Annotated in this window: 14 protein-coding genes; 10 read left to right on the top strand and 4 right to left on the bottom strand. The window is 64.9% G+C overall.

Going from position 1 to position 24,819, the window contains the following annotated elements:
* Window positions 1-2: 2 nt before the first annotated feature.
* The 4 genes from F6B93_RS22020 to F6B93_RS22005 all read right to left on the bottom strand — a co-directional run bounded on the left by F6B93_RS22020 (window position 3) and on the right by F6B93_RS22005 (window position 6,511).
* Window positions 3-1,688 carry a PE family protein gene (locus F6B93_RS22020; RefSeq protein WP_211696972.1) on the bottom strand — a complete coding sequence of 562 codons (1,686 nt, stop codon included), beginning with the start codon at window positions 1,686-1,688 and terminating at the stop codon, window positions 3-5.
* 127 nt (window positions 1,689-1,815) lie between these two features.
* Window positions 1,816-3,477, bottom strand: coding sequence for a PE family protein (locus F6B93_RS22015; RefSeq protein WP_211696971.1), 1,662 nt, complete (start codon window positions 3,475-3,477; stop codon window positions 1,816-1,818).
* Between the two features lie 207 nt (window positions 3,478-3,684).
* On the bottom strand, window positions 3,685-5,349 hold the full coding sequence (locus tag F6B93_RS22010; RefSeq protein ID WP_211696970.1) for an LGFP repeat-containing protein: 1,665 nt from the start codon (window positions 5,347-5,349) through the stop codon (window positions 3,685-3,687).
* Between the two features lie 169 nt (window positions 5,350-5,518).
* On the bottom strand, window positions 5,519-6,511 hold the full coding sequence (locus F6B93_RS22005) for a hypothetical protein (RefSeq protein WP_211696969.1): 993 nt from the start codon (window positions 6,509-6,511) through the stop codon (window positions 5,519-5,521).
* 274 nt (window positions 6,512-6,785) lie between these two features.
* Between F6B93_RS22005 and glf the strand changes: the two genes are divergently transcribed.
* From glf to pks13, 10 genes are all read left to right on the top strand, one after another.
* Entirely contained in the window at window positions 6,786-8,009 is a 1,224-nt protein-coding gene (gene glf / locus F6B93_RS22000; RefSeq protein ID WP_211696968.1) for a UDP-galactopyranose mutase, read from the top strand.
* 64 nt (window positions 8,010-8,073) lie between these two features.
* Window positions 8,074-10,008, top strand: a complete 1,935-nt coding sequence (locus F6B93_RS21995) for a glycosyltransferase (RefSeq protein WP_211696967.1) — start codon at window positions 8,074-8,076, stop codon at window positions 10,006-10,008.
* The gene (locus tag F6B93_RS21990) at window positions 10,001-10,534 is read left to right on the top strand and encodes a phosphatase PAP2 family protein (protein ID WP_211696966.1); all 534 of its coding nucleotides are present in this window, start codon (window positions 10,001-10,003) and stop codon (window positions 10,532-10,534) included. The genes F6B93_RS21995 and F6B93_RS21990 overlap by 8 nt, the downstream gene beginning before the upstream one ends.
* Before the next feature lie 6 nt (window positions 10,535-10,540).
* On the top strand, window positions 10,541-11,449 hold the full coding sequence (locus tag F6B93_RS21985; protein WP_211696965.1) for a decaprenyl-phosphate phosphoribosyltransferase: 909 nt from the start codon (window positions 10,541-10,543) through the stop codon (window positions 11,447-11,449).
* A 46-nt stretch (window positions 11,450-11,495) separates the two neighbouring features.
* A complete protein-coding gene (aftB, locus tag F6B93_RS21980; RefSeq protein WP_246540914.1) occupies window positions 11,496-13,442 on the top strand; it encodes a terminal beta-(1->2)-arabinofuranosyltransferase in 1,947 nt (648 codons plus the stop codon).
* A gap of 395 nt (window positions 13,443-13,837) precedes the next feature.
* A complete protein-coding gene (ag85A, locus tag F6B93_RS21975) occupies window positions 13,838-14,848 on the top strand; it encodes a diacylglycerol acyltransferase/mycolyltransferase Ag85A (RefSeq protein WP_211696963.1) in 1,011 nt (336 codons plus the stop codon).
* A gap of 199 nt (window positions 14,849-15,047) precedes the next feature.
* On the top strand, window positions 15,048-15,947 hold the full coding sequence (locus F6B93_RS21970) for an esterase family protein (RefSeq protein WP_211696962.1): 900 nt from the start codon (window positions 15,048-15,050) through the stop codon (window positions 15,945-15,947).
* 246 nt (window positions 15,948-16,193) lie between these two features.
* The gene (gene culp6, locus F6B93_RS21965; protein WP_211696961.1) at window positions 16,194-17,204 is read left to right on the top strand and encodes a carboxylesterase Culp6; all 1,011 of its coding nucleotides are present in this window, start codon (window positions 16,194-16,196) and stop codon (window positions 17,202-17,204) included.
* Between the two features lie 284 nt (window positions 17,205-17,488).
* Window positions 17,489-19,378, top strand: a complete 1,890-nt coding sequence (gene fadD32 / locus F6B93_RS21960; protein WP_211696960.1) for a long-chain-fatty-acid--AMP ligase FadD32 — start codon at window positions 17,489-17,491, stop codon at window positions 19,376-19,378.
* 119 nt (window positions 19,379-19,497) lie between these two features.
* Window positions 19,498-24,768, top strand: coding sequence for a polyketide synthase Pks13 (gene pks13 / locus F6B93_RS21955; protein ID WP_246541175.1), 5,271 nt, complete (start codon window positions 19,498-19,500; stop codon window positions 24,766-24,768).
* Window positions 24,769-24,819: the final 51 nt, after the last annotated feature.

The raw sequence follows: 24,819 nt of genomic DNA, 5'->3' as shown, positions 1-24,819 counted from the left end.
CGCTACGGTGCGGGTGTGATTGTCGTGGCGAGTTGCTGGGGTAGGTAATTGACCAGCAGGGGAACGAGTCCCATGAAGGGTGTGCCAAACACGGTTACCTCAATTGGACCCGGAAAAATGATGTAACCCGGGAAGCTGACCGTTCCCGTAACGGGATGCGGCGGAACGAGAATCCCGTCGAAGCGCAGGTTCAGCACAATCAGTATCTCAGTGGGCAAGAGTGGTCCTGGGAGACCCGTTGGCACCTGGATGGGCATATCTATGGCGGCTTGGCCGTTGAGGAAGCCGTCTGCCACCACCGCCGGAGCATCGATGAGAGCACTCAGCGCCGCCATGCCGTTGCCGGCAATCAGCGGCTCCTGAATGGCTGTCGCACTGTCTGCGAGCGCATTCAGCGTCGCGAAAGGCGCACCCGCTGCCGAATAGGTGAGCATCAAGGGCAACCCGAAGAAGGCGCTGAGCGTTCCCGCTGGGAAGTTAAGCGGCGGCGGTATAAACAGGGTTGCCGAAATGCTGGGGTTCGTGAGCACATTGAGAACATCGGTAAGGTTCTGCGACATCTGCCGAAGGATCGAGGGTGGCATCAGGTCGGTGAAGTACTGTGCCTCTTGTCCAGGGATCGCCATGAGGGTGAATAGATCTCCCAGCGGGCCAAGCAGCTTGGGATTCGCCGTAGCGACTATCGAGTTATTGCCTGGTGTGCTAATCGTCACGTCGCTGGTGTCGAACCCGGTGACCAAGAGGTCTGCTGTGGCTTGCCCGAAAATGGCTACCGCGGCGTTGTAATCACCCGCCAGCGCCGTTTGAAAGGCCGTCTCAACGCCCACCTCAAAAGCGGGCAGCCCGGCTTCGATGCCGGTGACCGCGCTGTTCAGCGTCGTGGCGAACGTCTGGGCAAAGCCAATCTGGGTATGGATGAACTGCGCTGCGTAGAACGCCGCGTCGAAGGTCAAGAGCTGTTGGACCGCAGCTTCGATAGCCGCCGGCAAGTTCACCAGATTGGCGGGGAAGTTCTGGATGGCGCTGCCGATCGTCGCAGCTATCTCCTGCCAATAGACCTGTTGGTTGGCGAGAACTTGCCGCAGGAACGGGAATGGGTTGGCGGCCCACGCGTTGTTGAGGGCCGCCAGGTTGGTGGCCGTGTTGGAAAAGAGTCGCGCGTAGGCGCCGCCGGGAACGCTGGCGGCGGCGGGGCTCAACAGCCCTGGAGACAGAGCGGTCTCGAGCGCCTGCAGGCGGGGCCCGTCGGCCACGATCCTGGACACGGCCTTCGCTCCCGCTCCGATCTGATCCGACACGACCGAAGCTGCTCGACCATTGGTGAGAGCGGACACGCCGCCTTGCAGCAGCTGCCCGAGCGGCGCGCGGGCAGGCGCATTCACCGCGGCGACCAAATTCTGTCGGGCGTTGGTGATCTCGGCCTCGACGTATGCCGACGCGCCGCCGTGGAGCAGGCGTACGAAATCGGCTTGAAACGTTGCTACCCGGGTGCTGATGGCTTGAAATTCCCGGCCGTGGGTGGCGAACAGCTGTGAGATGGCGATCGACACCTCGTCAGCGGCGGCGGCCGCGACGCTGGTGGTAGGGGCTGCCGCCGCAGCGGTTGCCTCCTCGACGGTCGCACCGATACCTGCCAGATTCCCGGCCGCAGACGCGACTGCCTCCGGCGCTGCGACCACGAAAGACACGAGCTTTTCCTCTCGACGAACGCCCGGTGACCCTGGGTTGGCCTGACGACCTAATGGTAGTGGGACCCGGCGTACCCGCGTTGGAAATTACGCGTCTTCAGGCAGTTGGTGGTTCAACCACACAGCGTCACGGTGTTATCGCGTTGGCGAGCTGCTGGGGGATGTAGTTGACCAGCAGCGGAACCATTCCCGCAAAGGGCGTGCCGAAGACGGTTACGTCAAATGGGGCGATGATGCCGGTATCTATCGTTGCCGTAACCGGATGGGGCGGAACAAGAATCCCGTCGAAGGGCAAATGCAGGATGATCAGCACCTGGGTGGGGAATGGTGGGTTGAGACCCGTTGGCACCGGGATGTTCGTATCCAACGTGGCCGCGGTATTGAGGTAGCCGTCTAACGCGTAGGCCGGAGCATCAATGAGTGCACCCGCCGCGCCCGCGAAATTCCCGGCCGACAGGGCCTCCTGGATCGTTTCCGCACTCGCCGCGATCGCGTTCAGCGCGTTGAACGGCCCACCAAAGAAGGCATAGGTGAGTACCAAGGGCACCCCGAAGAAGGCGCTGAGCGTTCCGGATGCGGGGTCGAGCAGCGGTATCGAAAGAGTTGCGGAAATGGTTGGGAGCGTGAGCGTATTGAGTACGTTGGTGAGGTTCTGCGCCATGTCCCGCAGGATGGAGGGCGGAATCAAGTCGGTGAAGAATTGCGCCTGCTGTCCGGGGATGTTCATGATGGTGAACAGGTCTCCCAGGGGCCCGAGCAGCTTGGGGTTGGCTGTGACGTTGACGGTGGTGCCCACCACATCAACCGTTACGTCGCTGGTGTCGAACCCGGTGATCAAGAGATCGCTGAGCGCTTGTCCGAAATCAGCCACCGCGTTTTGGTAGTTGCCTGCTAGGGCCTGCTGAAAGGCCAGCTGAAGCCCCGTCTCAAAATTGGGCCACCCGGCAACGAGGTCGCCGACCGCGCTTTGGACCGTTGTGGCGAACAGTTCGGCGAAGCCGATCTGCGTGCTGACGATCTGTTGGATGTAGAACGCCGCATTGAAGGCCAAGAGCTGCTGGATGGCCGCCTCGATGGCGGCCGGCAAATTGGCCAAGAGGGCAGGGAAGTTCTGGATGGCATTAGCGAGCGCTGCGGCGATCTCCTGCCAGTACACCTGCTGGTTGGCGATGATCTGGCTCAGGAACGGGAACGGGTTCGCCGACCAGGCATTGTAGAGGGCTTGCAGGTTGGTGGCCGTGTTGGAAAAGAGTTGCCCGTAGGCGCCGCCGGGAACGCCGGCGGCTGCGGCGGGGCCCAACAACCCTGGGGACAGAGCGGTCTCGAGCGCCTGCAGGCGGGGGACGTCGGCCACGATCCTGGACACGGCCTTCGCTCCCGCTCCGATCTGGTCGGACACGAGGGCCGCTGCTTCACCATTGGTGACAGCGGACACGCCGCTGCGCAGTGCGAGCTCGAGCGGCGCCCGGGCCGGCGCATTCACCGCGTTCACCAAATTCTTTCCGGCGTTGGCGATCTCGGTCTCAATGTATGCCGACGCGCCGCCGTTGAGCAGGCGCACGAAATCGGAATGAAACGTTGCCACCCGGGTGCTGATGGCTTGAAATTCCTGGCCGTGGGTGGCGAACAGCCGCGAGATGGCGATCGACACCTCGTCAGCGGCGGCGGCTGCGACGCCGGTCGTCGGGGCTGCCGCCGCCGCGGTTGCCTGCTCTAGAGTCGCACCGATGCCCGCCAGATTCCCGGCCGCAGAAGCCACTGTCTCCGGCGCTGCGACCACGAACGACACGAACTTTTCCTCTCGACGAACGTTCTGCGACTCTGGGTTGGCCTGTACCAAGGGTAGTGTGACCCGGCGTACCGCGTCGGAAGTTGCATGTCTTCAGATAATTAGTGTGAAAGTTGCACAAAATTGGTGTGAAAATCGCACGGAATTGCGCGTATTTGCGTGCCAATTGCACAATTTCGACAACAGAGGCGCTGGGCGTATGGTGCGCTAAGTTTCGGGATGCGTGGGCAGGGAGAAGTGTTCGAGGGGCACTTCGGGCCCGCGCGGAGTCTGTGTAGCAACGGGTGTCGTGATCCCGTTGATCACCATGCTGACGTTGGTGTTAATTCGCGTGAAGTTCAACGTCCCGTGTTGGAAGTTCTGCGTGATCCGCAGCGGCTCTTGTATTTCCGCGCTGGTTGGCAGTCCAAGCGGACCGCGTTCGTAGCTCAGGGATGCCCAGGCGTCGTAGATCGCGCCGGTGACTGGCTGAGCGCCGGTGATCGGCGACCAGTACATGGCCCCTTTGGCGAAAGTTGCGTAGCGCGCCCCGTCCATCGCATCCGCCTCCGGCGAGGTTGGCGCGCCCAGTACGCTGTTCATCCCGCCCAGCTCCTGCCATCGCTCATAGATTGCGCCACCCTCGAGCGCCTTGATCAGCTCCTCCGGAGGATCGTTGAAATGCGCGGCGATGTCGCGTATTTCGTCCATCAGCGCATAGGCGGCATTGCCTGGACAGTCGGTGTTGCCGACATCGCGGTGGGTAAAGATGGTCGGCAATTCCGCTATCGCGCCCCCCGGAACGGTGGTGTAGGTGCTACCCGTTGATTCCAGATCCACCTTGCTCTCGGGGTTGACGTCGTCCATACCTAGCCGCCAGCCAAGCAAGCGGCCAACCGTGCGGATCTGGATCGGCGTCGGGGGCTCGTCATCGAAGTTGCCGATCATGGCTACTCCCCAAGTGTCGCGGTTGAATCCGCCGGTGTGAAATCCTTCGACCGGTCTAGTGAGGCCACCGGAACTGCCCTCGAACACCTGGCCGTATTTGTCGACGAGTGCGTTGTAGGCGATATCGCACCAGCCCAGCGTCTTGCTGTGATACGTGTAGATGGCTTTGACGATCCCCGCGGACTCCAGCGGCGAGTAGTCGTTGCTGCCCGCAGTGTGGTGGATGACCGCTGCGCGCACGCTGCGGTCGTACTGCGGCATACCGCATCGCAGGGACTCGTCGGCGCCCCATTCCGCGCGGCTGATGATGGTCGGCGGCTGGCCCGGCATGAGCACGCCCGTCGGCGGTGTCCACTGCGTTCCGGTGGGTGCCAGCGGCGGCGAGATGAGAATCGCGGAGATGTTCTGGCCGAAAGGCCGTTCCTTGGTCGCCGGTAGGTATCCCAGAGCGTGCCCGTCCGGCGAATCGCCCGGTGGTGCGCCTGCCGGCGGCTGGGTCACGGGCGCGTCGATCGGCCGGGTCACCGCGATCTGAACGGTGTTGGTGGTGCCGACGAACACCGGGTCGGTGCTGCGGGGCGTCTGATCGGGGCTACTTGGCGCGGTCTCGTCGTCGATGCCGGAGGGATACGGTGCTGCCGTTTCATACTCTGTCTGGTACCAGGGCCCCCAGGAGCCGTCGGGGAGCTTGGCGCGCACCCGGGTTGATGTGCCGGCCAGGTCGCCGGCGAGCGCCACCAGTGAAAACGGTGTCTGCTGAGTGAGTTCGCGCACGGTGACACCACCGCCAAGGCCGACCAGGGGCTGCTCGGCGATCTTGGTGTCGGGCGGCCGGGGTGGCTCGTGGGTGCGGGGCTGCGGACGGTTGTACATCCACGCAACGATCACGACGGTCGTTGCGATCGCAGTAAGCAGCATCGTCGGTGCACGGCTGCGAGAGGGCACCACGTGATGTTACGTGTGTTTCTTTTGTTATTTGTGAGGCGACACGGTATGGGTATGCGAAACCTGTCGACGACACCGCAGAGGATGATTTGTTGGACGGGATGCTGGGTCCTGGTCCAACGCGACTCTGCGGTGCCGTCAGGTGACAGGCTCGGGGCGCGGTCTCCGTTTAGGTGACCGGCACGTTGATCGGGTCTATTGGCGGCAGCGCCCCATCGGGGACGGGCACGACGGGCGGGACCGCTGCACCGGCGCCGGGGGCGACGGGCGGAAGCACCGCGGCGGGGCCGGCCGGCGGAAGGGCGGCCGGCGCGGCTGCGGCGCCGCCGTTCTGGACGGCCTGCATGATCGATGGCATCAGCACGCCCTTGAGCAGGTCCATGGCCTGTCCGGCGCCCAACTGATTGGCGATGTCCATGACATCGCTGACGAGCCCGCCACCGCCACTGGGAGCAGCCGCTGCGCCGGTCACCGGCATGCTCCCCAAGGTTGGATCACCAAGGATCGGGTAGGTGCCGTCCATACCGGGATCCAATCCGACTGGCGTGGTGATGGGCACCTCATTGGGTCCCATGGGTGAGATGAGCGCGGGATCCAGACCCGTCGGGCTGGTCAGGCCCGGTGCGACGCCTGTCGGGCTGGTCAGTGCCGGGTCGACCCCGGCGCCCGGGGTCGGAATCAGGGGAGTCCCGGGTTCCGCGGGGGTAATCGGTGTCAGCCCGGGCGACGCCAGACTTGGGCTAGTCAGGTCCGGACTGGTCAGGCCAGGGCTGGTCAGGTCCGGGCTGGTCAACCCTGGACTGGTTAGCCCCGGGCTGGTCAAGCCTGGGCTGGTCAGGCCCGGGCTATACAGGTCCGGACTGTCCAGGCCGGGCCCGTACAACCCCGGGCTTCCCAGGCCTGGGCTGAGCGAACTCGTGCCGGTGAGGGAAGGCACTGGGGGCAGGTTGATCCCAAACTGCGAGAGTCCCTGCGATAGGGCCGACATGAGTTCACCCGGCAGGTCGGTCAGTGACGCTGCCTGCGTGAACTCATGATGCTCGGGCGGTTTGGTGCCGTTCGTTGACTCGTAAACTAGGAAATACGCACAAGGACTCGCGACTGCCAGGGCGGCGACCGCGCTCATGGCTGTCGAGAGCTTGCGTCGGCGTCGGTTCGGCACGGAAGTCTCCTCAATGTGGACTATTCGTTTCGTTGGGTCCGCTCGGCCCCGAAGTCCCGGGTGCCTGGCGCGAACCCCACACGCTCGATGGTACGAGTGTGGCTTTTGTGACTAGAGTGGTTATATCGAATCGTGAGGCAATCGCGACCAAAGCTGCGGTCTTCGGTTACTCGACCTCGACGGATCTCGCCGTCAGCAGGGCGTGGCCGGTTCCCACTCCGGGGAGCCGGCAAAATGGGGTTTTGCCAGCGCGGTCAGATACCCTAGGCAACCGATGACCGCTCGCTTTGACCTCTTCGTCGTCGGCTCCGGATTCTTCGGTCTGACGGTTGCCGAGCGCGTTGCTACCCAACTCGGAAAACGTGTGCTCGTCGTCGAGCGGCGCCCTCACATCGGTGGCAACGCCTATTCCGAGCCCGAGCCGAGCACCAGCATCGAGGTCCACAAGTACGGCGCTCACCTCTTCCATACCTCCAACAAGAGGGTCTGGGACTATGTGCGGCAGTTCACCGAGTTCACCGACTACCGGCACCGGGTGTTCGCCATGCACAACGGCCAGGCCTATCAGTTCCCGATGGGACTTGGGTTGGTGTCGCAGTTCTTCGGCAAGTACTTCACCCCCGCGCAAGCGCGGCAGCTCATCGCTGAGCAGGCTGCCGAAATTGCCACCGCGGACGCGCAGAATCTCGAAGAGAAGGCCATCTCACTGATCGGCCGGCCGCTCTACGAAGCGTTTGTCAAGGGTTACACCGCCAAGCAGTGGCAGACCGACCCCGCCGAGTTGCCGGCTTCCATCATCAGTCGGCTTCCAGTGCGCTACACCTTTGACAACCGGTATTTCAGCGACACCTACGAGGGCCTGCCGGTCAACGGTTACACCGCTTGGTTGACCAACATGGCGGCCGACGACCGGATCGAGGTCAGGCTCAACACCGACTGGTTCGATGTTTGCGACGAGCTGCGCCAAGAATCCCCCTCGGCGCCGGTTGTCTATACCGGCCCCTTGGACCGCTACTTTGACTACGCCGAAGGTCGCCTCGGCTGGCGCACCCTGGATTTCGAGGTGGACGTGCTGCCCATCGGGGACTTTCAGGGCACGGCGGTCATGAACTACAACGACCTCGATGTCCGCTACACCCGCATCCATGAATTCCGCCACTTCCACCCCGAGCGCGACTATCCGACAGACAAAACGGTGATCATGCGGGAATACTCTCGGTTCGCCGAGGACGACGATGAGCCCTACTATCCGATCAATACCGAGGCCGACCGCGCCCTGGTCGCTGCGTATCGGTCCAGGGCGAAGTCCGAGACCGCGTCATCGAAGGTGCTGTTTGGCGGCCGGTTGGGCACCTACCAATATCTGGATATGCACATGGCCATCGCGAGCGCATTGAACATGTACAACAACGTCTTAGCGCCGCATCTGCGCGACGGCGCCCCGCTGCAGGAAGAAGGTGAGCGCGCATGCGCGCCGGCGAAGCAGGCGAAGCGATGAGATGGGGGTTCGCCCCTGTGTGTGGGCGGTACCCCCACCCGTGTGCGCAGGAGAGCGGCGCTCGATGACAGCGGTGAGCCTGCTTTCGCGAATCATCCTGCCGCGTCCCGGCGAACCCCTCGACGTGCGCAAGTTGTATCTCGAGGAGTCGCCGACCAATGCGCGGCGCGCACATGCCGAAACCCGCACCTCGCTGCAGATCGGTGCGGAGTCGGGTGTGTCGTTCGCGACGTACTTCAATGCGTTCCCGGCCAGCTACTGGCGACGCTGGACGACGTGCACGTCGGTGGTGTTGCGGGTCGAGCTGGCCGGAGCCGGACGTGTCGATGTCTACCGGAGCAAAGCCACGGGAGCGCGCATCTTCATCGAAGGTCGCGCGTTCGCCGGCAGCGAGGATCAGCCTCAGGCGGTCGAGGTCGAGGTCGGGTTGCAACCCTTCGAGGACGGCGGCTGGATCTGGTTCGACATCACCACAGACACCGCGGTCACCGTGCACAACGGTGGTTGGTACGCCACTGGTCCCCCTCCGGTGAAGGCCAACATCGCGGTCGGCATTCCCACGTTCAATCGCCCCGGCGACTGCGTCAATGCACTGGCCGAGCTCACTGCGGACCCGCTCGTCGACGAGGTGATCGGGGCAGTGATCGTGCCCGATCAGGGTGTGCGCAAGGTGCGCGATCACCCTGAATTCGCCGCCGCTTCGGCCCGACTGGGCAATCGGCTGTCGATCCACGACCAGCCCAATCTGGGTGGTTCCGGCGGCTATAGCCGGGTGATGTACGAGGCGCTGAAAAACACCGATTGCCAACAGATCCTGTTCATGGATGACGACATCCGAATCGAGCCCGACTCGATCCTTCGGGTGTTGGCCATGCACCGCTTCGCCAAAGCCCCGATGCTGGTGGGTGGGCAGATGCTCAACCTGCAGGAGCCATCGCACTTGCACATCATGGGTGAGGTCGTCAACCGGGGAAACTTCATGTGGACTGCCGCACCGCATACGGAGTATGACCACGACTTCGCCGAATATCCGTTGAACGACAAAGACAATAAAGACAAGAAAGACAAAGAGGACAAAAGCAAGCTGCTGCATCGACGCATCGATGTCGACTACAACGGCTGGTGGACATGCATGATCCCGCGGCAGGTTGCCGAGGAGCTGGGTCAGCCGCTGCCGCTGTTCATCAAATGGGACGACGCCGACTATGGTCTGCGCGCCGCCGAGCACGGGTACCCGACCGTCACACTGCCCGGCGCCGCGGTGTGGCACATGGCCTGGAGTGACAAGGACGACGCGATCGACTGGCAGGCCTATTTCCACCTGCGAAACCGGCTGGTCGTCGCGGCGCTGCACTGGGACGGTGATTTCACCGGCTTGGTCCGCAGCCACCTCAAAGCAACCCTGAAACACCTCGCTTGCCTTGAATATTCGACGGTGGCGATTCAGAACAAGGCCATCGACGACTTCCTCGCTGGTCCCGAGCACATCTTCTCGATCCTGGAATCGGCACTGCCGGAAGTGCATCGGATGCGCAAGGACTATCCGGACGCGGTCGTCCTGCCGGCGGCCAGCGAGCTGCCGCCGCCGTTGCACAAGAACAAAGTCATGAAACCACCAACGAACCCCGTGACCATCGCCTACCGGCTGGCGCGGGGGATACTGCACAATCTGCGGGTCGCCAACCCCGAACACCACCGCCGGCCGGAGTTCAACGTGCCGACCCAGGACGCACGTTGGTTCCTGCTGTGCACCGTCGACGGGGTTACCGTCACCACCGCCGACGGGTGCGGCGTGGTCTATCGGCAGCGGGATCGGGCCAAGATGGCCTGGTTGTTGTTGCAATCACTGCGCCGCCAGCGGCAGTTGTCGAGACGATGCAACGAAATGCGCACGATGTACCGCGCCGCGCTCCCGGTGCTGTCCAGCAAGCAGAAGTGGGAAACTGCACTGCTGCCAGCGGCGGGCGCTGCGGTCAACCAAGAGTCAGGGCATGGCTGAACCGGCCGCGCCGCACGGCGAAGTCGCCGCCATGGTGGCCGTGCAGTCGGCGCTGGCTGACCGGCCACAGGTGCTGGCCACCGCGCGCGGACTATCGCACTTCGGTGAACACAGCATCGGCTGGCTGGCTGGGTCGCTCCTGGGCGCGGTTCTGGTCCCCCGCCGGCGGCGGGTTTGGCTCGTGGCCGGGGCGGGCGTGTTCGCCGCCCACGCTGCCGCCGTACTGATCAAGCGGTTGGTACGCCGCCCACGGCCGCACCATCCGGCGGTTGTGGTCAACGTCTCCACACCCAGCCGGTTGAGTTTCCCGTCGGCGCATGCCACCTCGACGACGGCCGCGGCCATCCTCATGGGAAGGGCCGCGGGACTGTCCAAACGAGTGTGCGCCGCCACGGTGGTGCCTCCGATGGCGGTATCGCGGGTGCTGCTCGGGGTGCACTATCCCAGCGATGTCGCGGCCGGCGTCGCCCTCGGCGCCGCCGTCGCGGCGATCGCGATCCGAGCTGATGGGGCGCCAGAGAGATGAGCGGGTATGAGTGAAGACGTGGTAGTCAGACCTCCGGGCAATCTGGTCGCCGGGTTGGTCAAGGCGATTCGCCCGCGCCAGTGGGTGAAGAACGTGCTGGTGCTGGCCGCGCCGCTGGCCGCGTTGGGCGGTGGTGTCAAGTACGACTACGCCGAGGTGCTGAGCAAGGCTGGCGTGGCGTTCGTGGTGTTCAGCCTTGCCGCCTCGGCGATATACCTCATCAACGACGTGCGTGACATCGAGGCTGACCGAGAGCATCCCACCAAGAGATTCCGTCCGATCGCGGCCGGGGTGGTCCCCGAGTGGTTGGCCTACACCCTCGCGGCCGTGCTGGGCGCAACGTCTTTGGCCGGCGCCTGGTTGCTCACTCCGAACCTGGCCCTAGTGATTGCGGTCTACCTCGCTATGCAGTTGGCGTACTGCTTTGGTCTCAAGCACCAAGCCGTAATCGACGTCTGCATCGTGTCGTCGGCATACCTGATCCGTGCCATCGCCGGGGGGGCGGCTGCCGACATACCGTTGTCCAAATGGTTCCTCCTGACGATGGCGTTCGGGTCGCTGTTCATGGTCGCCGGCAAACGCTATGCCGAGCTGCAACTGGCCGAGCGCACCGGCGCGGCGATCCGCAAGTCGCTGGAGAGCTACACCAGCACCTACCTTCGGTTCGTCTGGACGATGTCGGCCACTGCGGTGGTGCTGTGCTATGGGCTGTGGGCTTTCGAACGCGACGGTTATTCCGGGTCGTGGTTCGCGGTTTCCATGATTCCGTTCACTATCGCGATCCTGCGCTACGCGGTAGACGTCGACGGCGGGCTGGCGGGAGAGCCCGAAGACATCGCGCTGCGTGACCGCGTGTTGCAGCTACTGGCGTTGGCCTGGATCGCAACCGTAGGGGCCGCTGTTGCCTTCGGCTAGCCCCAATCTCACGGTTCGCCGCGCCGGGCCGCTGCCGCGTCGGCCGATGGTCAGACGGCCCAGATGGCCGGTGTTCCCCTACGAGCCCGTCGTCCGGGTCAGCCTGTGGCTCAGCGTGGCAGCGGTTGTCGTGCTGTTCGGCTGGGGGACGTGGCAACGACGCTGGATCGCCGACGACGGACTCATCGTGTTGCGCACGGTCCGCAATTTGTTGGCCGGCAACGGGCCCGTATTCAACGAGGGTGAGCGGGTCGAAGCGAACACGTCAACGATATGGACGTATCTGTTGTACGCGGGCGGCTGGGTCGGCGGTCCAATGCGACTGGAGTACGTGGCGCTGGCGCTGGCTCTGACGCTCTCCCTGGCTGGTGTGGTGCTGCTGATGCTGGGGGCCGGCCGGTTGTACGCGCCGAGCCTGCGGGGCCGCCGGGCGATCATGCTGCCGGCGGGGGCGCTGGTCTACATCGCGGTGCCACCGGCACGCGACTTCGCCACCTCGGGGCTGGAGACCGGGCTGGTGCTCGCCTATCTGGGGCTGTTGTGGTGGATGATGGTCTGCTGGTCGCAGGCCCTGCGAGCGCGTCCGGACGGCCGAGCGTTCATCAGTGCGCTGGCCTTCCTCGCGGGATGCAGCGTCCTGGTTCGGCCCGAGCTGGCGTTGATTGGCGGGCTGGCGCTGATCATGATGCTGATCGCGGCCCGCAACTGGCGCCACCGCGCGCTGATCGTGGCGGCCGGAGGATTGCTGCCGGTGGCCTACGAGATATTCCGGATGGGCTACTACGGGCTGCTGGTGCCGGGCACTGCACTGGCCAAGGACGCTGCCGGCGACAAGTGGTCGCAGGGCATGATCTATCTTGCCAATTTCAATCGGCCGTATGCGATCTGGGTGCCGGTCGTGATCCTCGTTCCGCTGGGTTTGCTTCTGATGGCGGCTCGTCGGCGGCCGTCGTTTCTGCGTCCGGCCCTGGCGCCTGATTACGGTCGGGTGGCCCGGGCTGTGCAAAGCCCACCGGCCGTGGTGGCTTTCATCCTCGTCAGTGGCCTGGTGCAGGCGCTGTACTGGATTCGCCAGGGCGGCGATTTCATGCACGGCCGGGTTTTGCTGGTGCCGCTGTTCTGTCTGCTGGCTCCGGTTGCGGTCATTCCCGTCGTCGTGCCCGACGGAAAGGACTTCTCCAAGGAAACCGGCTACTGGCTGGGTGGGGCGGTCAGCTTGCTTTGGCTTGGGGTTGCCGCCTGGTCGCTGTGGGCCGCCAACTCGCCCGGAATGGGTGACGACGCTACCCGGGTCACCTACTCGGGGATCGTCGACGAGCGTCGTTTCTACGCGCAGGCCACCGGACACGCGCACCCCTTGACCGCCGCCGACTACCTCGATTACCCGAGGATGGCGGCAGTCTTGAGAGCACTGGAAGACACTCCGGACGGGGCGCTGTTGCTGCCCTCCGGCAACTACAACCAGTGGGACATCGTGCCCATGATGCAGCCGGCACCTCCACCGGGTGCGCCCGCGCCCGGACCCAGCGCGAGCCCTAAGGCGGCCCGAGAGCCACAGCACACGGTGTTCTTCACCAACCTGGGCATGCTGGGTATGAATGTCGGACTCGATGTCAGGGTTCTCGACCAAATAGGGCTGGCAAACACGCTGGCGCAACACACCGACCGGCTCCAGCACGGGCGCATCGGCCACGACAAGAACCTGTTTCCGGACTGGGTGATCGCCGACGGTCCCTGGGTGAAGTGGTATCCGGGCATTCCTGGCTATATCGACCAGCAGTGGGTTGCACAGGCCGAAGCGGCCCTGGAATGCCCCGCGACCCGGGCGGTGCTGAACTCGGTGCGCGCCCCGATGAGCCTGCACCGATTCATCTCTAACGTCTTGCACTCCTACGAGTTCACCCGGTATCGAATCGACCGTGTTCCGCTCTACGAGCTCGTCAGGTGCGGGCTCGACATCCCTGATGTGCCTGGCTCGCCGCCTCCGGCGTGACCGGCGACGGCAATTCGCCGATTCCGAGCCACCGTGAGCCTGCTTGAGCCCGACCGTTTGGCTGGCTCGATTTCGGGGATCCACATATCGCCTCGCCAACTGACAGCAAGATCACACTTGGTTCTTCGGCGGCGGATATTCGATCCCGTGCGCGCGCGGAAAAGCCACTTCAGACCGTCTTTTCTCATCCGAAACTCCCTGCCAGGCAGTATCACAGGCAGTATCAGTGGCCACCGGATCGCGGATGCGGCGCCGCGTTCGATGACGGTGGACGCCGAAAGTTGTGGTTGACTACACGGGCGCTGCAGCGCCGCGCGCTTGCAGCATGACCTAATTCAGGATGCGCCCAAACCTATCTGGATGCGCTTACAGAATGAGAATGAGGGAAGCCAAGGATGAAGCTTGTTGACAGAGTTCGCGGTGCCCTAGCGGGCATGCCGCGCCGGCTCGTGGTCGGGGCCGTCGGTGCGGCCCTGCTGTCGGGTCTCGGCGTGGTCGGCGGCACGGCGACCGCGGGGGCGTTCTCCCGGCCCGGCCTGCCGGTTGAGTACCTGCAAGTTCCGTCAGCCTCCATGGGCCGCGACATCAAGATCCAGTTCCAGAGCGGAGGTGCCGATTCGCCGGCCCTGTACCTGCTCGACGGTCTGCGTGCGCAGGACGACTTCAACGGCTGGGACATCAACACCCCCGCCTTCGAGTGGTACTACCAGTCGGGGATTTCGGTGGTGATGCCGGTCGGCGGGCAGTCCAGCTTCTACACCGACTGGTACAAGCCGGCCTGCGGCAATTCCGGCTGCCAGACCTACAAGTGGGAGACCTTCCTGACCAGCGAGCTGCCACAGTGGCTGCAGGCCAACAAGCAGGTCAAGCCCACCGGCAGTGCGGCCGTTGGTCTTTCGATGGCGGCCTCTTCGGCACTGACGTTGGCGACCTACCACCCGGGCCAGTTCGTCTACGCTGGCGCGATGTCGGGCCTGCTGGACCCCTCTCAGGCGATGGGTCCGACGCTGATCGGTCTGGCGATGGGTGACGCGGGCGGTTACAAGGCCTCCGACATGTGGGGTTCCTCGGAAGAAGGCGCGTGGCAGCGTAACGACCCGTTGCTGAACGTTGGGAAGCTGATCGCCAACAACACCCGCTTGTGGGTTTACTGCGGCAACGGCAAGCCGTCGGATCTCGGTGGCAACAACCTGCCGGCCAAGTTCCTCGAAGGCTTCGTGCGGACGAGCAACATCAAGTTCCAGGAGGCCTACAACGCCGGTGGTGGCCACAACGCGGTGTTCAACTTCCCGGACACCGGCACCCACAGCTGGGAGTACTGGGGCGCGCAGCTCAACGCTATGAAGCCCGACCTGCAGCGAGTCCTCGGTGCGACACCCAACACGGAGACTGCCCAGGGCGTCTAGGCAGCAACGCACCAACACGTCTCACGGCGGCGGCCCTTCGGGTCGCCGCCGTGAGGCTTTCCCTGTCTGGTCTATCTCTAGTCTCGAGATCCTGTCTCTATCTCCCGCCGTCCGGTTGTGGTTAGCTACCTGCGGGCCGGAGTTTGCCACGAGGGCTAACCGCTGTGTGCGCACACGGCGGCGGACGATGGAGGTGGACATGAAGGGCTTGTCGGCGCTGCTACGGATGCTGGGGGTTGTCGTACTGGCGGTTGGCCTCGGCGTGACCACGGTGACGGCGGGATCGACGGCGACTGCCGCACCGTACGAGACACTCATGGTGCCGTCGGGAGCGATGGGCCGCGATATCCCGGTGGCTTTTCTGGCCGGCGGGCCGCACGCGGTGTACCTCCTGGATCCCTTCAATGCCGGCCCGGATGTCAGCAACTGGGTCACCGTGGGTAACGCGATGAACACCATGGCTGGTAAGGGGCTCTCGGTCGTCGCACCCGCCGGCGGTGCCTTCAGCATGTACACCAACTGGGAGCAGGACGGCAGCAAGCAATGGGAGACCTTCCTGTCCGCTGAGTTGCCCGATTGGCTGGCAGCGAACAAGGGTCTGGCGCCCGGTGGTCATGCCGCGGTGGGGGCCTCCCAAGGGGGCTACGGGGCGATGGCGCTGGCGGCCTTCCATCCCGACCGTTTTGGCTACGCCGGATCGTTGTCGGGCTTCTTGTACCCGTCAAACACCGCCACCAACGGTGCGATCGCGGCGGGGATGCGGCAATTCGGCGGCGTGGACACCAATGGGATGTGGGGAGCCCCACAATTGGGCAGGTGGAAGTGGCACGACCCGTACGTGCATGCCGCACTGCTGGCACAGAACAACACCCGGGTTTGGGTCTTCAGCCCGACCAACATCGGCTCGAGTGATCCCGCCGCCATGATCGGCCAGGCGGCCGAGGCGATGGGCAACAGCAAGATGTTCTACACGCAATACCGCAGGGTGGGCGGGCACAACGGTCACTTCGACTTTCCCGGCGGCGGCGACAATGGCTGGGGAAGCTGGTCAGGCCAACTGGGCGCGATGTCGGGCGATATCGTCGCGGCGATCGGCTAGCCAGGCGGTCCGCAGCGAACGAGCACGACGGCGCTAGCCGGGCCGTCGGTACTGACGGCGTCGCTCGAGCGGCCGGTACCGTATAAGAGAGAGCAACAGACGGGCGGGGCCGCGCCACCACGCGGCTCAGGTGAGTGAGGGCGCGACGGTGCGCATTTGCCGCCGCCTAGGGTCTTCGTGCTGAGCCCTACCCAGAGCCCTACCCAGCCCAATCCTGGGACCCACCGAATCTGCTAGCAGGAGAACATGGCCAGCAACGCCCGGCGCAAACGCCACCGAATCCTCGCCTGGACCGCAGCCGTCGCGATGGCGTCAGTCGTGGCGCTGGTCATCGTCGCGGTGGTGATCATGCTTCGGAGTCAGCAGTCCCCGCCGAGTGCCGTGCCGCCAGGCGTCCTGACGCCGGGTCCCACGACGTCCCACCCCCGCAAGCCGCGACCGGCTTTTCAGGACGCGTCCTGCCCTGATGTGCAGCTCATCTCCATTCCGGGCACCTGGGAGTCGTCGCCGCAGGACGACCCCCTTCATCCGATACAGTTTCCGAAAGCGTTGCTGCTCACGGTGACTGAGCCGATCGCCGAACAGTTTCCCGAATCCCGGGTGGAGACGTACACCGTGCCCTACACCGCGCAGTTTCACAATCCGCTGAGCGCTGACGGTCAGATGTCCTACAACGACAGCCGGGCAGAAGGCACCCGGGTGGCGGTCAAGGAGATGACCGCCATGAACAACAAATGCCCATTGACCAGCTACGTGCTGATCGGCTTCTCACAGGGAGCGGTGATCGCCGGCGACCTTGCCAGCGATATCGGCAATGGACGCGGACCCGTCGATGAGGACCTGGTGCTCGGCGTGACCCTGATTGCCGACGGCCGTCGCCAGCAAGGAGTGGGCAACCAGATCCCTCCCGACCCTCCAGGCGAGGGCGCCGAGATCACTTTGCATGAAGTGCCGGTGTTGGCGGGTCTTGGCTTGACCATGACTGGCGCGCGCCCGGGCGGTTTCGGTGCGCTCGACGATCGGACCAACGAAATCTGCGCCGCGGGTGACCTGATCTGCGCGGCCCCGGCGGAGGCGTTTAGCCCCGCCAATTTACCGACCACGCTGAACACCCTCGCTGGCGGTGCCGCGGGGCCAGTCCATGCGATGTACGCCACGCCCGAGTTCTGGAATTCGGACGGAGAGACGGCGACCCAATGGACATTGAACTGGGCAGAAAAGCTGATCAAGAACGCACCGCACCCTAAGCACGGGTGAGTGCTTCGGCGGCGCCCACTCAAGGGTGACTTGAGGGTTTTATCGAGCACCGGACACAGCTTTCAGTGCACCGATACTGGCTCGATCAGCGGTAACGTGTGATTTGGTCTGCCGCGCCCCTCCCCGTAACATTAAGAGGAATTTAAGAGCATGGTGATGACCCGTTCGGGTCCAAACTGGCAACGGATGGTGCCCGCAGTAGCGAGTTCCGCTGGTGTCGGTGCGCGGAGCTGTAATTGTCGGCGGAGCCGGCACCGAGATGCGTTGTGACAGGAGAGAGTGGGATGGCGTACCACAACCCGTTCATCGTGAATGGGAAGATCCGGTTTCCGGAAAACACCAACCTGGTTCGTCACGTGGAGAAGTGGGCGAAGGTTCGTGGCGACAAGCTGGCCTACCGGTTCCTGGACTTCTCGACTGAACGCGACGGCGTTGCGCGCGACATCCTGTGGTCGGAATTCAGCGCGCGCAACCGCGCGGTGGGAGCACGTCTGCAGCAAGTCACTCAGCCGGGCGACCGTATCGCCATCCTGTGCCCGCAGAACCTCGAGTACCTCATTTCCTTCTTCGGCGCGCTCTACTCCGGCCGGATCGCGGTGCCGTTGTTCGACCCGGCTGAACCTGGGCATGTGGGCCGGTTGCACGCGGTGCTCGACGACTGCACGCCGTCGACCATCCTGACCACCACCGAGTCCGCCGAGGGTGTCCGCAAGTTCATCCGTAGTCGTGCGGCCAAGGAGCGGCCCCGCGTCATCGCAGTCGATGCGGTGCCCACCGAGGTCGCCGCCACCTGGCAGGAGCCCGAGGCCGACGCGGACACCACCGCTTACCTCCAGTACACGTCGGGCTCGACCCGAACGCCGACGGGCGTGCAGATCACCCATCTGAACTTGCCTACGAATGTGGTGCAGGTGCTTAATGCCCTAGAGGGACAAGAGGGTGACCGCGGCGTCAGCTGGCTCCCGTTCTTCCACGACATGGGCCTGATCACGGTGCTGCTCGCATCGGTGCTGGGGCACTCCTTCACCTTCATGACGCCCGCGGCGTTTGTGCGCCGGCCCGGCCGTTTTCTCCGCGAGCTCGCTCGCAAACCCGGCGAGACCGGCGGCACGTTCTCGGCCTCGCCGAACTTCGCGTTCGAACATGCCGCGGTGCGTGGGCTGCCCCGCGACGATGAGCCGCCACTGGACCTGAGCAACGTCAAGGGGATCCTCAACGGCAGCGAGCCGGTGTCGCCGGCCTCGATGCGCAAGTTCTACGCCGCGTTCGCCCCGTACGGATTGAAGGAGACCGCGATCAAGCCGTCGTACGGTCTCGCCGAGGCGACGTTGTTCGTCTCGACTACGCCCATGGATGAGGCACCGACGGTCATTCATGTCGACCGCGACGAGCTGAACAAGCAGCGGTTTGTCGAGGTGCCCGCCGACGCGCCGAATGCTGTTGCGCAGGTCTCGGCCGGCCGAATCGGGGTGGACGAATGGGCGGTCATTGTCGACGCGGACACTGCCAGCGAGCTGCCGGACGGGCAGATCGGGGAGATCTGGTTGCACGGCAACAACCTGGGTAGCGGCTACTGGAACAAGGAAGAAGAGACCACCAAGACCTTCAAGAACATTCTCAAGTCGCGAATCAGCGAGTCGCACGCTGAGGGGGCCGCCGACGACGGGCTATGGGTACGCACCGGCGATTACGGCACGTACTTCAGGGGGCACCTCTATATCGCGGGCCGGATCAAGGACCTGGTCATTATCGACGGGCGCAACCACTACCCGCAGGACCTGGAGTACACCGCGCAGGAGTCGACCAAGGCCTTGCGTGTCGGCTATGTCGCCGCTTTCTCCGTGCCGGCCAACCAGTTGCCCGAGTCGGTGTTCGACGACCCGCACGTCGGCCTGAAATTCGACCCCGAGGACACCTCCGAGCAGCTCGTGATCGTCGGGGAGCGCGCGGCTGGTACGCACAAGCTCGAGCATCAGCCCATCGTTGACGACATCCGAGCGGCCATCGCCGTCGGCCACGCGGTGACCGTGCGCGACGTGCTGCTGGTGTCGGCCGGCACGATTCCGCGAACCTCCAGCGGGAAGATCGGCCGCCGCGCGTGCCGTGCGGCATACCTCGACGACAGCCTGCGCAGCGGCGTCGGTTCCCCAACGACCTTCGCCACGTCGGACTGAGCCGGGTGACCATGGCTGACACAGACGATATCCAGGACAACTCAGACGCCCAGAACCAGCAGCTAGACGGTACCGCCGCCGGCTCCGAGGGGGCGGACGCACCGGCCACCAACGCCGAGATGACCGTTCCCCAGATGCGCCAATGGCTGCGCGACTGGGTGGGCAGGGCCGTGGGCAAGCCGTCGGATCAGATCGATGAATCGGTGCCGATGGTCGAGCTTGGTTTGGCGTCACGGGATGCGGTCGCGATGGCCGCCGACATTGAAGACCTGACCGGTGTCACTCTGTCTGTTGCCGTGGCATTCCAGCACCCGACCATCGAATCGCTCGCGACGCGGATCATCGAAGGCGAGCCCGAACGAGCCGACGACGGCACCCAGGACGAGGATTGGTCCCGCCCCGGCCCCGCCGAGCGGGTCGACATCGCAATCGTGGGCTTGTCCACCCGTTTTCCTGGCGAGATGGACAGTCCGGCCCAGACCTGGGAGGCGCTGCTCGAAGGCCGCGACGCGATCACCGACTTACCCGAAGGCCGCTGGGCGGAATTCCTCCAGGAGCCACGGTTGGCCGAGCGCGTGGGCAATGCCCGCACCCGTGGGGGCTACCTCAAGGACATCAAGGGCTTCGATTCCGAGTTCTTCGCGGTCGCCAAGACCGAAGCCGACAACATCGATCCGCAGCAGCGAATGGCGCTGGAGCTGACCTGGGAAGCTCTCGAGCACGCCCGCATCCCGGCGTCCAGCCTGCGCGGCGGGGCCGTCGGCGTGTATGTCGGCAGCTCCACCAATGACTACAGCTTCTTGGCCGTCTCCGACCCCACGGTCGCACACCCGTATGCGATCACTGGCACCAGCAGCTCGATCATCGCCAACCGGGTGTCGTACTTCTATGACTTCCGGGGGCCGTCGGTCACCATCGACACCGCGTGTTCGAGTTCGCTGGTGGCCATGCACCAAGGAGTCCAGGCGCTGCGCAACGGGGAATGCGATGTGGCGGTGGCCGGCGGTGTCAACGCGCTGATCACGCCCATGGTGACTCTTGGCTTCGACGAGATTGGGGCGGTGCTAGCGCCCGATGGCCGGATCAAGTCGTTCTCCTCCGACGCTGACGGCTACACCCGTTCCGAGGGCGGCGGCATGCTCGTGCTCAAGCGAGTCGACGACGCCCGCCGCGACGGCGACCAGATCCTGGCGGTAATCGCCGGCAGCGCGGTCAATCACGATGGCCGGTCCAACGGTCTGATCGCACCCAACCAGGATGCGCAAGCCGACGTGCTGCGTCGGGCCTACAAGGATGCGGGGATCGATCCGCGTCAGGTCGACTACGTCGAGGCGCACGGTACGGGCACCATTCTCGGCGACCCGATCGAGGCCGAGGCGTTGGGCCGCATCGTCGGCCGAGGGCGTCCCGCCGATCGGCCGGCGCTGCTGGGTGCGGTCAAGACCAACGTGGGGCACCTGGAGTCGGCCGCCGGGGCGGCCAGCATGGCCAAGGTGGTGCTGGCCTTGCAGCACGACAAACTGCCCCCATCGATCAATTTCGCCGGACCCAGCCCCTACATCGACTTCGACGCGATGCGCCTGAAGATGATCGACGAGGCGACGGACTGGCCACGCTATGGCGGCTACGCGCTCGCCGGGGTGTCGAGCTTCGGTTTCGGCGGCGCCAACGCTCACATGGTGGTCCGCGAGGTCTTGCCACGCGACGTGATGGAAAAGGCGTCACAGGAACCGGAGCCGGTAGCCGCCGACTCCGCGCAAGCGGCTGCGGCCGAGGCGGGTGCGTTGGAAAGTCACGCGCTGCGCTTCGACGAATACGGCGAGATCATCACCGACGCCGCCACGACCGAGGAGTCCGAGCCCGAACTGCCGGGGCTCACCGACGAGGCGCTACGGCTCAAAGAAGTCGCACTGCAGGAGCTCGCGGCACAGGAAGCCGAAGAGGGCGTCAAGCCGCCGCTGGTTCCGCTTGCCGTCTCGGCGTTTCTCACGTCCCGCAAGAAGGCTGCCGCGGCCGAGTTGGCCGACTGGATGCAGACACCGGAAGGCCAGGCGTCATCGCTGGAATCGATCGGCCGGTCGCTATCGCGGCGCAACCACGGCCGGTCCCGGGCGGTGGTGCTGGCCCATGACCACGACGAAGCGATCAAGGGTTTGCAGGCGGTCGCCGCGGGCAAGCAGGCACCCAACGTATTCAGCGTCGACGGGCCGGTCACCAACGGCCCGGTGTGGGTGCTCGCCGGGTTCGGTGCGCAGCACCGCAAGATGGGCAAGAGCCTGTACCTGCGCAACGACGTCTTCGCCGAGTGGATCGAGAAGGTCGACGCGCTGGTTCAGGACGAGCTGGGCTACTCGGTGCTGGAGCTGATCCTTGACGACGCACAGGACTACGGCATCGAAACCACACAGGTCACCATCTTCGCGATTCAGATCGCGCTCGGTGAGCTGCTCAAGCACCACGGTGCGGTACCCGGCGCGGTGGTCGGGCAGTCGCTCGGTGAGGCCGCGTCGGCCTACTTCGCCGGCGGCCTGTCGCTACGCGACGCCACCCGCGCCATCTGCTCGCGCTCGCATCTGATGGGCGAGGGCGAGGCGATGCTGTTCGGCGAGTACATCCGGTTGATGGCGCTGGTGGAATACTCCGCTGACGAGATCAAGACGGTGTTCTCCGACTTTCCCGATCTCGAAGTGTGCGTCTACGCCGCGCCGAACCAGACGGTCATCGGCGGCCCGCCAGAGCAGGTGGACGCGATCATCGCCCGCGCGGAATCCGAGGGCAAGTTCGCCCGCAAATTCCAGACCAAGGGCGCCAGCCACACCTCGCAGATGGATCCGCTGCTCGGCGAGCTCACCGCCGAGTTGCAGGGGATCAAACCAATGAGCCCCACGGCCGGGATCTACTCGACGGTCCACGAGGGCAGCTACGTCAAGCCGGGCAGCGAGCCGATTCACGATGTCGAGTACTGGAAGAAGGGCCTGCGGCACAGCGTCTACTTCACCCACGGGATCCGCAATGCGGTCGACAGCGGGCACACCACCTTCCTGGAACTTGCACCCAACCCAGTGGCACTGATGCAGGTGGGTCTCACGACCGCGTCGGCCGGTTTGCACGACGCCCAATTGATCCCAACCCTGGCTCGCAAGCAGGACGAAGTCGAGTCGATCGTCTCGACGATGGCTCAGCTCTTCGTGTACGGCCACGACCTGGACGTCCGGACACTGTTTCCCCGGCCATCCTCGGGGCCAATTGGACCCGAGGACTACGCCAATATCCCGCCCACTCGATTCAAGCGGAAAGAACACTGGCTGGATGTGAACTTCTCGGCGGCCGCCAGCGCGGCGATCATGCCGGGGACCCACGTCGCGCTGCCGGATGGCCGCCACGTCTGGGAGTACGCACCCGGCGGCGCTACCGATCTGGCGTCGTTGGTGCGAGCCGCCACGGCCGAGGTGCTGCCGGACGCCCAGTTGACGGCGGCGGAGCCGCGTGCCGTGCCCGGCGAGGGCGCACGGCTGGTGACGACGATGACGCGCCACCCCGGCGGCGCGGCGGTTCAGGTGCACGCCCGCATCGACGAGTCCTTCACCCTCGTCTACGACGCGCTGGTCGCCCGTGCGGGCCACGAGGGCGTGTTGCCGACGGCGGTGGGTGCCGGTTCGGTGATCGCAGCCCCAACCGAGGCGACGGCGCCCGCGGAATCTTCCGCCGAAGACGACGACGCCGAGACGCTGGCAGACAGCCTGACCAACCGGTACATGCCGTCCGGCATGACCAGGTGGACACCGGATTCCGGCGAGACCATCGCTGAGCGGCTGGGCCTGATCGTCGGGTCGGCCATGGGCTACGAACCCGAGGACCTGCCCTGGGAGGTGCCGCTGATCGAGCTGGGTCTGGACTCGCTGATGGCGGTGCGGATCAAGAACCGCGTCGAGTACGACTTCGACCTGCCGCCCATTCAGTTGCAGGCCGTGCGGGACGCCAACCTCTACAACGTCGAGAAGCTGATCGAGTACGCGGTCGAGCACCGCGACGAAGTCGAGCAACTGGCTGAGCACCAGAAGACGCAGACCGCCGAGGACATTGCCCGGGAGCAGGCGGAATTGCTGTACGGGAAGGGCGGCGGCACCTCCGAACCAGCGGCGCCCGCTGCGGCGCCCGAGGTCACGGCGCCACCGCCGGCATCGGACCAGCCGATTCCGCCGCCGCCGACGGATCCGTCGGGTCCCGCAGGTGTGTCGGGCAACGGTGAGCAGCCGAACCTGGCCGCGGCGGCCGGTGCCCTCAACCAGGAGGCTGTGGCTGCGGCGCTGAACTCCGACGTGCCGCCACGAGATGCCGCGGAGCGGGTGACGTTCGCGACGTGGGCGATCGTCACCGGGAAGTCGCCGGGAGGGATCTTCAACACGCTGCCAAAGCTGGACGCGGACACCGCCGCAAAGATGGCGCAGCGCCTTGCCGAGCGTGCCGAAGGGTCGATTACCACCGAGGACGTGCTGGCGTCGTCGAACATTGAAGCGCTCGCCGACAAGGTGCGGGGTTTCCTTGAGGCCGGCCAGGTCGATGGGTTCGTCCGTACTTTGCGGGCGCGGCCTGAGGGCAGCGCCGGGGACGCCTCCAAGCCGCCGGTGTTCGTGTTCCACCCGGCCGGCGGCTCCACGGTCGTGTACGAGCCGCTGCTGAACCGGTTGCCTGCGGATACCCCGATGTACGGCTTTGAGCGAGTGGAAGGGTCGATCGAAGAACGTGCTGCCGCCTATGTGCCCAAGCTGATCGAGCTGCAGGGTGACGGACCCTACATTCTGGCCGGCTGGTCGCTGGGTGGCGTGCTCGCCTACGCATGCGCGATCGGATTGCGCCGCCTGGGCAAGGACGTCAGGTTCGTAGGGCTGATCGACGCGGTGCGTGCCGGCGAGGAGATCCCGCAGACCAAGGAGGAGATCCGTAAGCGCTGGGACCGCTATGCCCGGTTCGCGGAGAAGACCTTCAATGTCACCGTCCCGGAAATCCCGTACGAGCAGCTCGAAGAGCTCGACGACGAGGGGCAGGTCCGGTTTGTGCTCGAGGCGGTCAAGCAGAGCGGTGTGGAGATTCCGGCCGGGATCATCGAACACCAGCGCACGTCGTACCTGGACAACAGGGCGATCGACACCGCCCAGATCCAGTCCTACGAAGGGCATGTCACGCTCTACATGGCCGATCGCTACCATGACGACGCGATCATGTTCGAGCCGCGGTATGCCGTTCGCCAGCCGGACGGTGGCTGGGGCGAGTACGTCTCCGACCTCGAGGTCGTGCCGATCGGTGGCGAGCACATCCAGGCCATCGATGAGCCGATCATCGCCAAGGTAGGCGAACACATGACCCGCGCGCTGGAAACGATTGCGGGCTGAACGGCAGCCGGATACGTCAGAACAGGTCCAGAACCAGGTGAGGTAGGCAAC

This window comes from Mycobacterium spongiae (genome assembly GCF_018278905.1).
GTDB classification, from domain to species: Bacteria; Actinomycetota; Actinomycetes; order Mycobacteriales; family Mycobacteriaceae; genus Mycobacterium; species Mycobacterium spongiae.
Note: the sequence above shows the minus strand (reverse complement) of the source record. Positions and strands in the feature narration are given on the sequence as shown.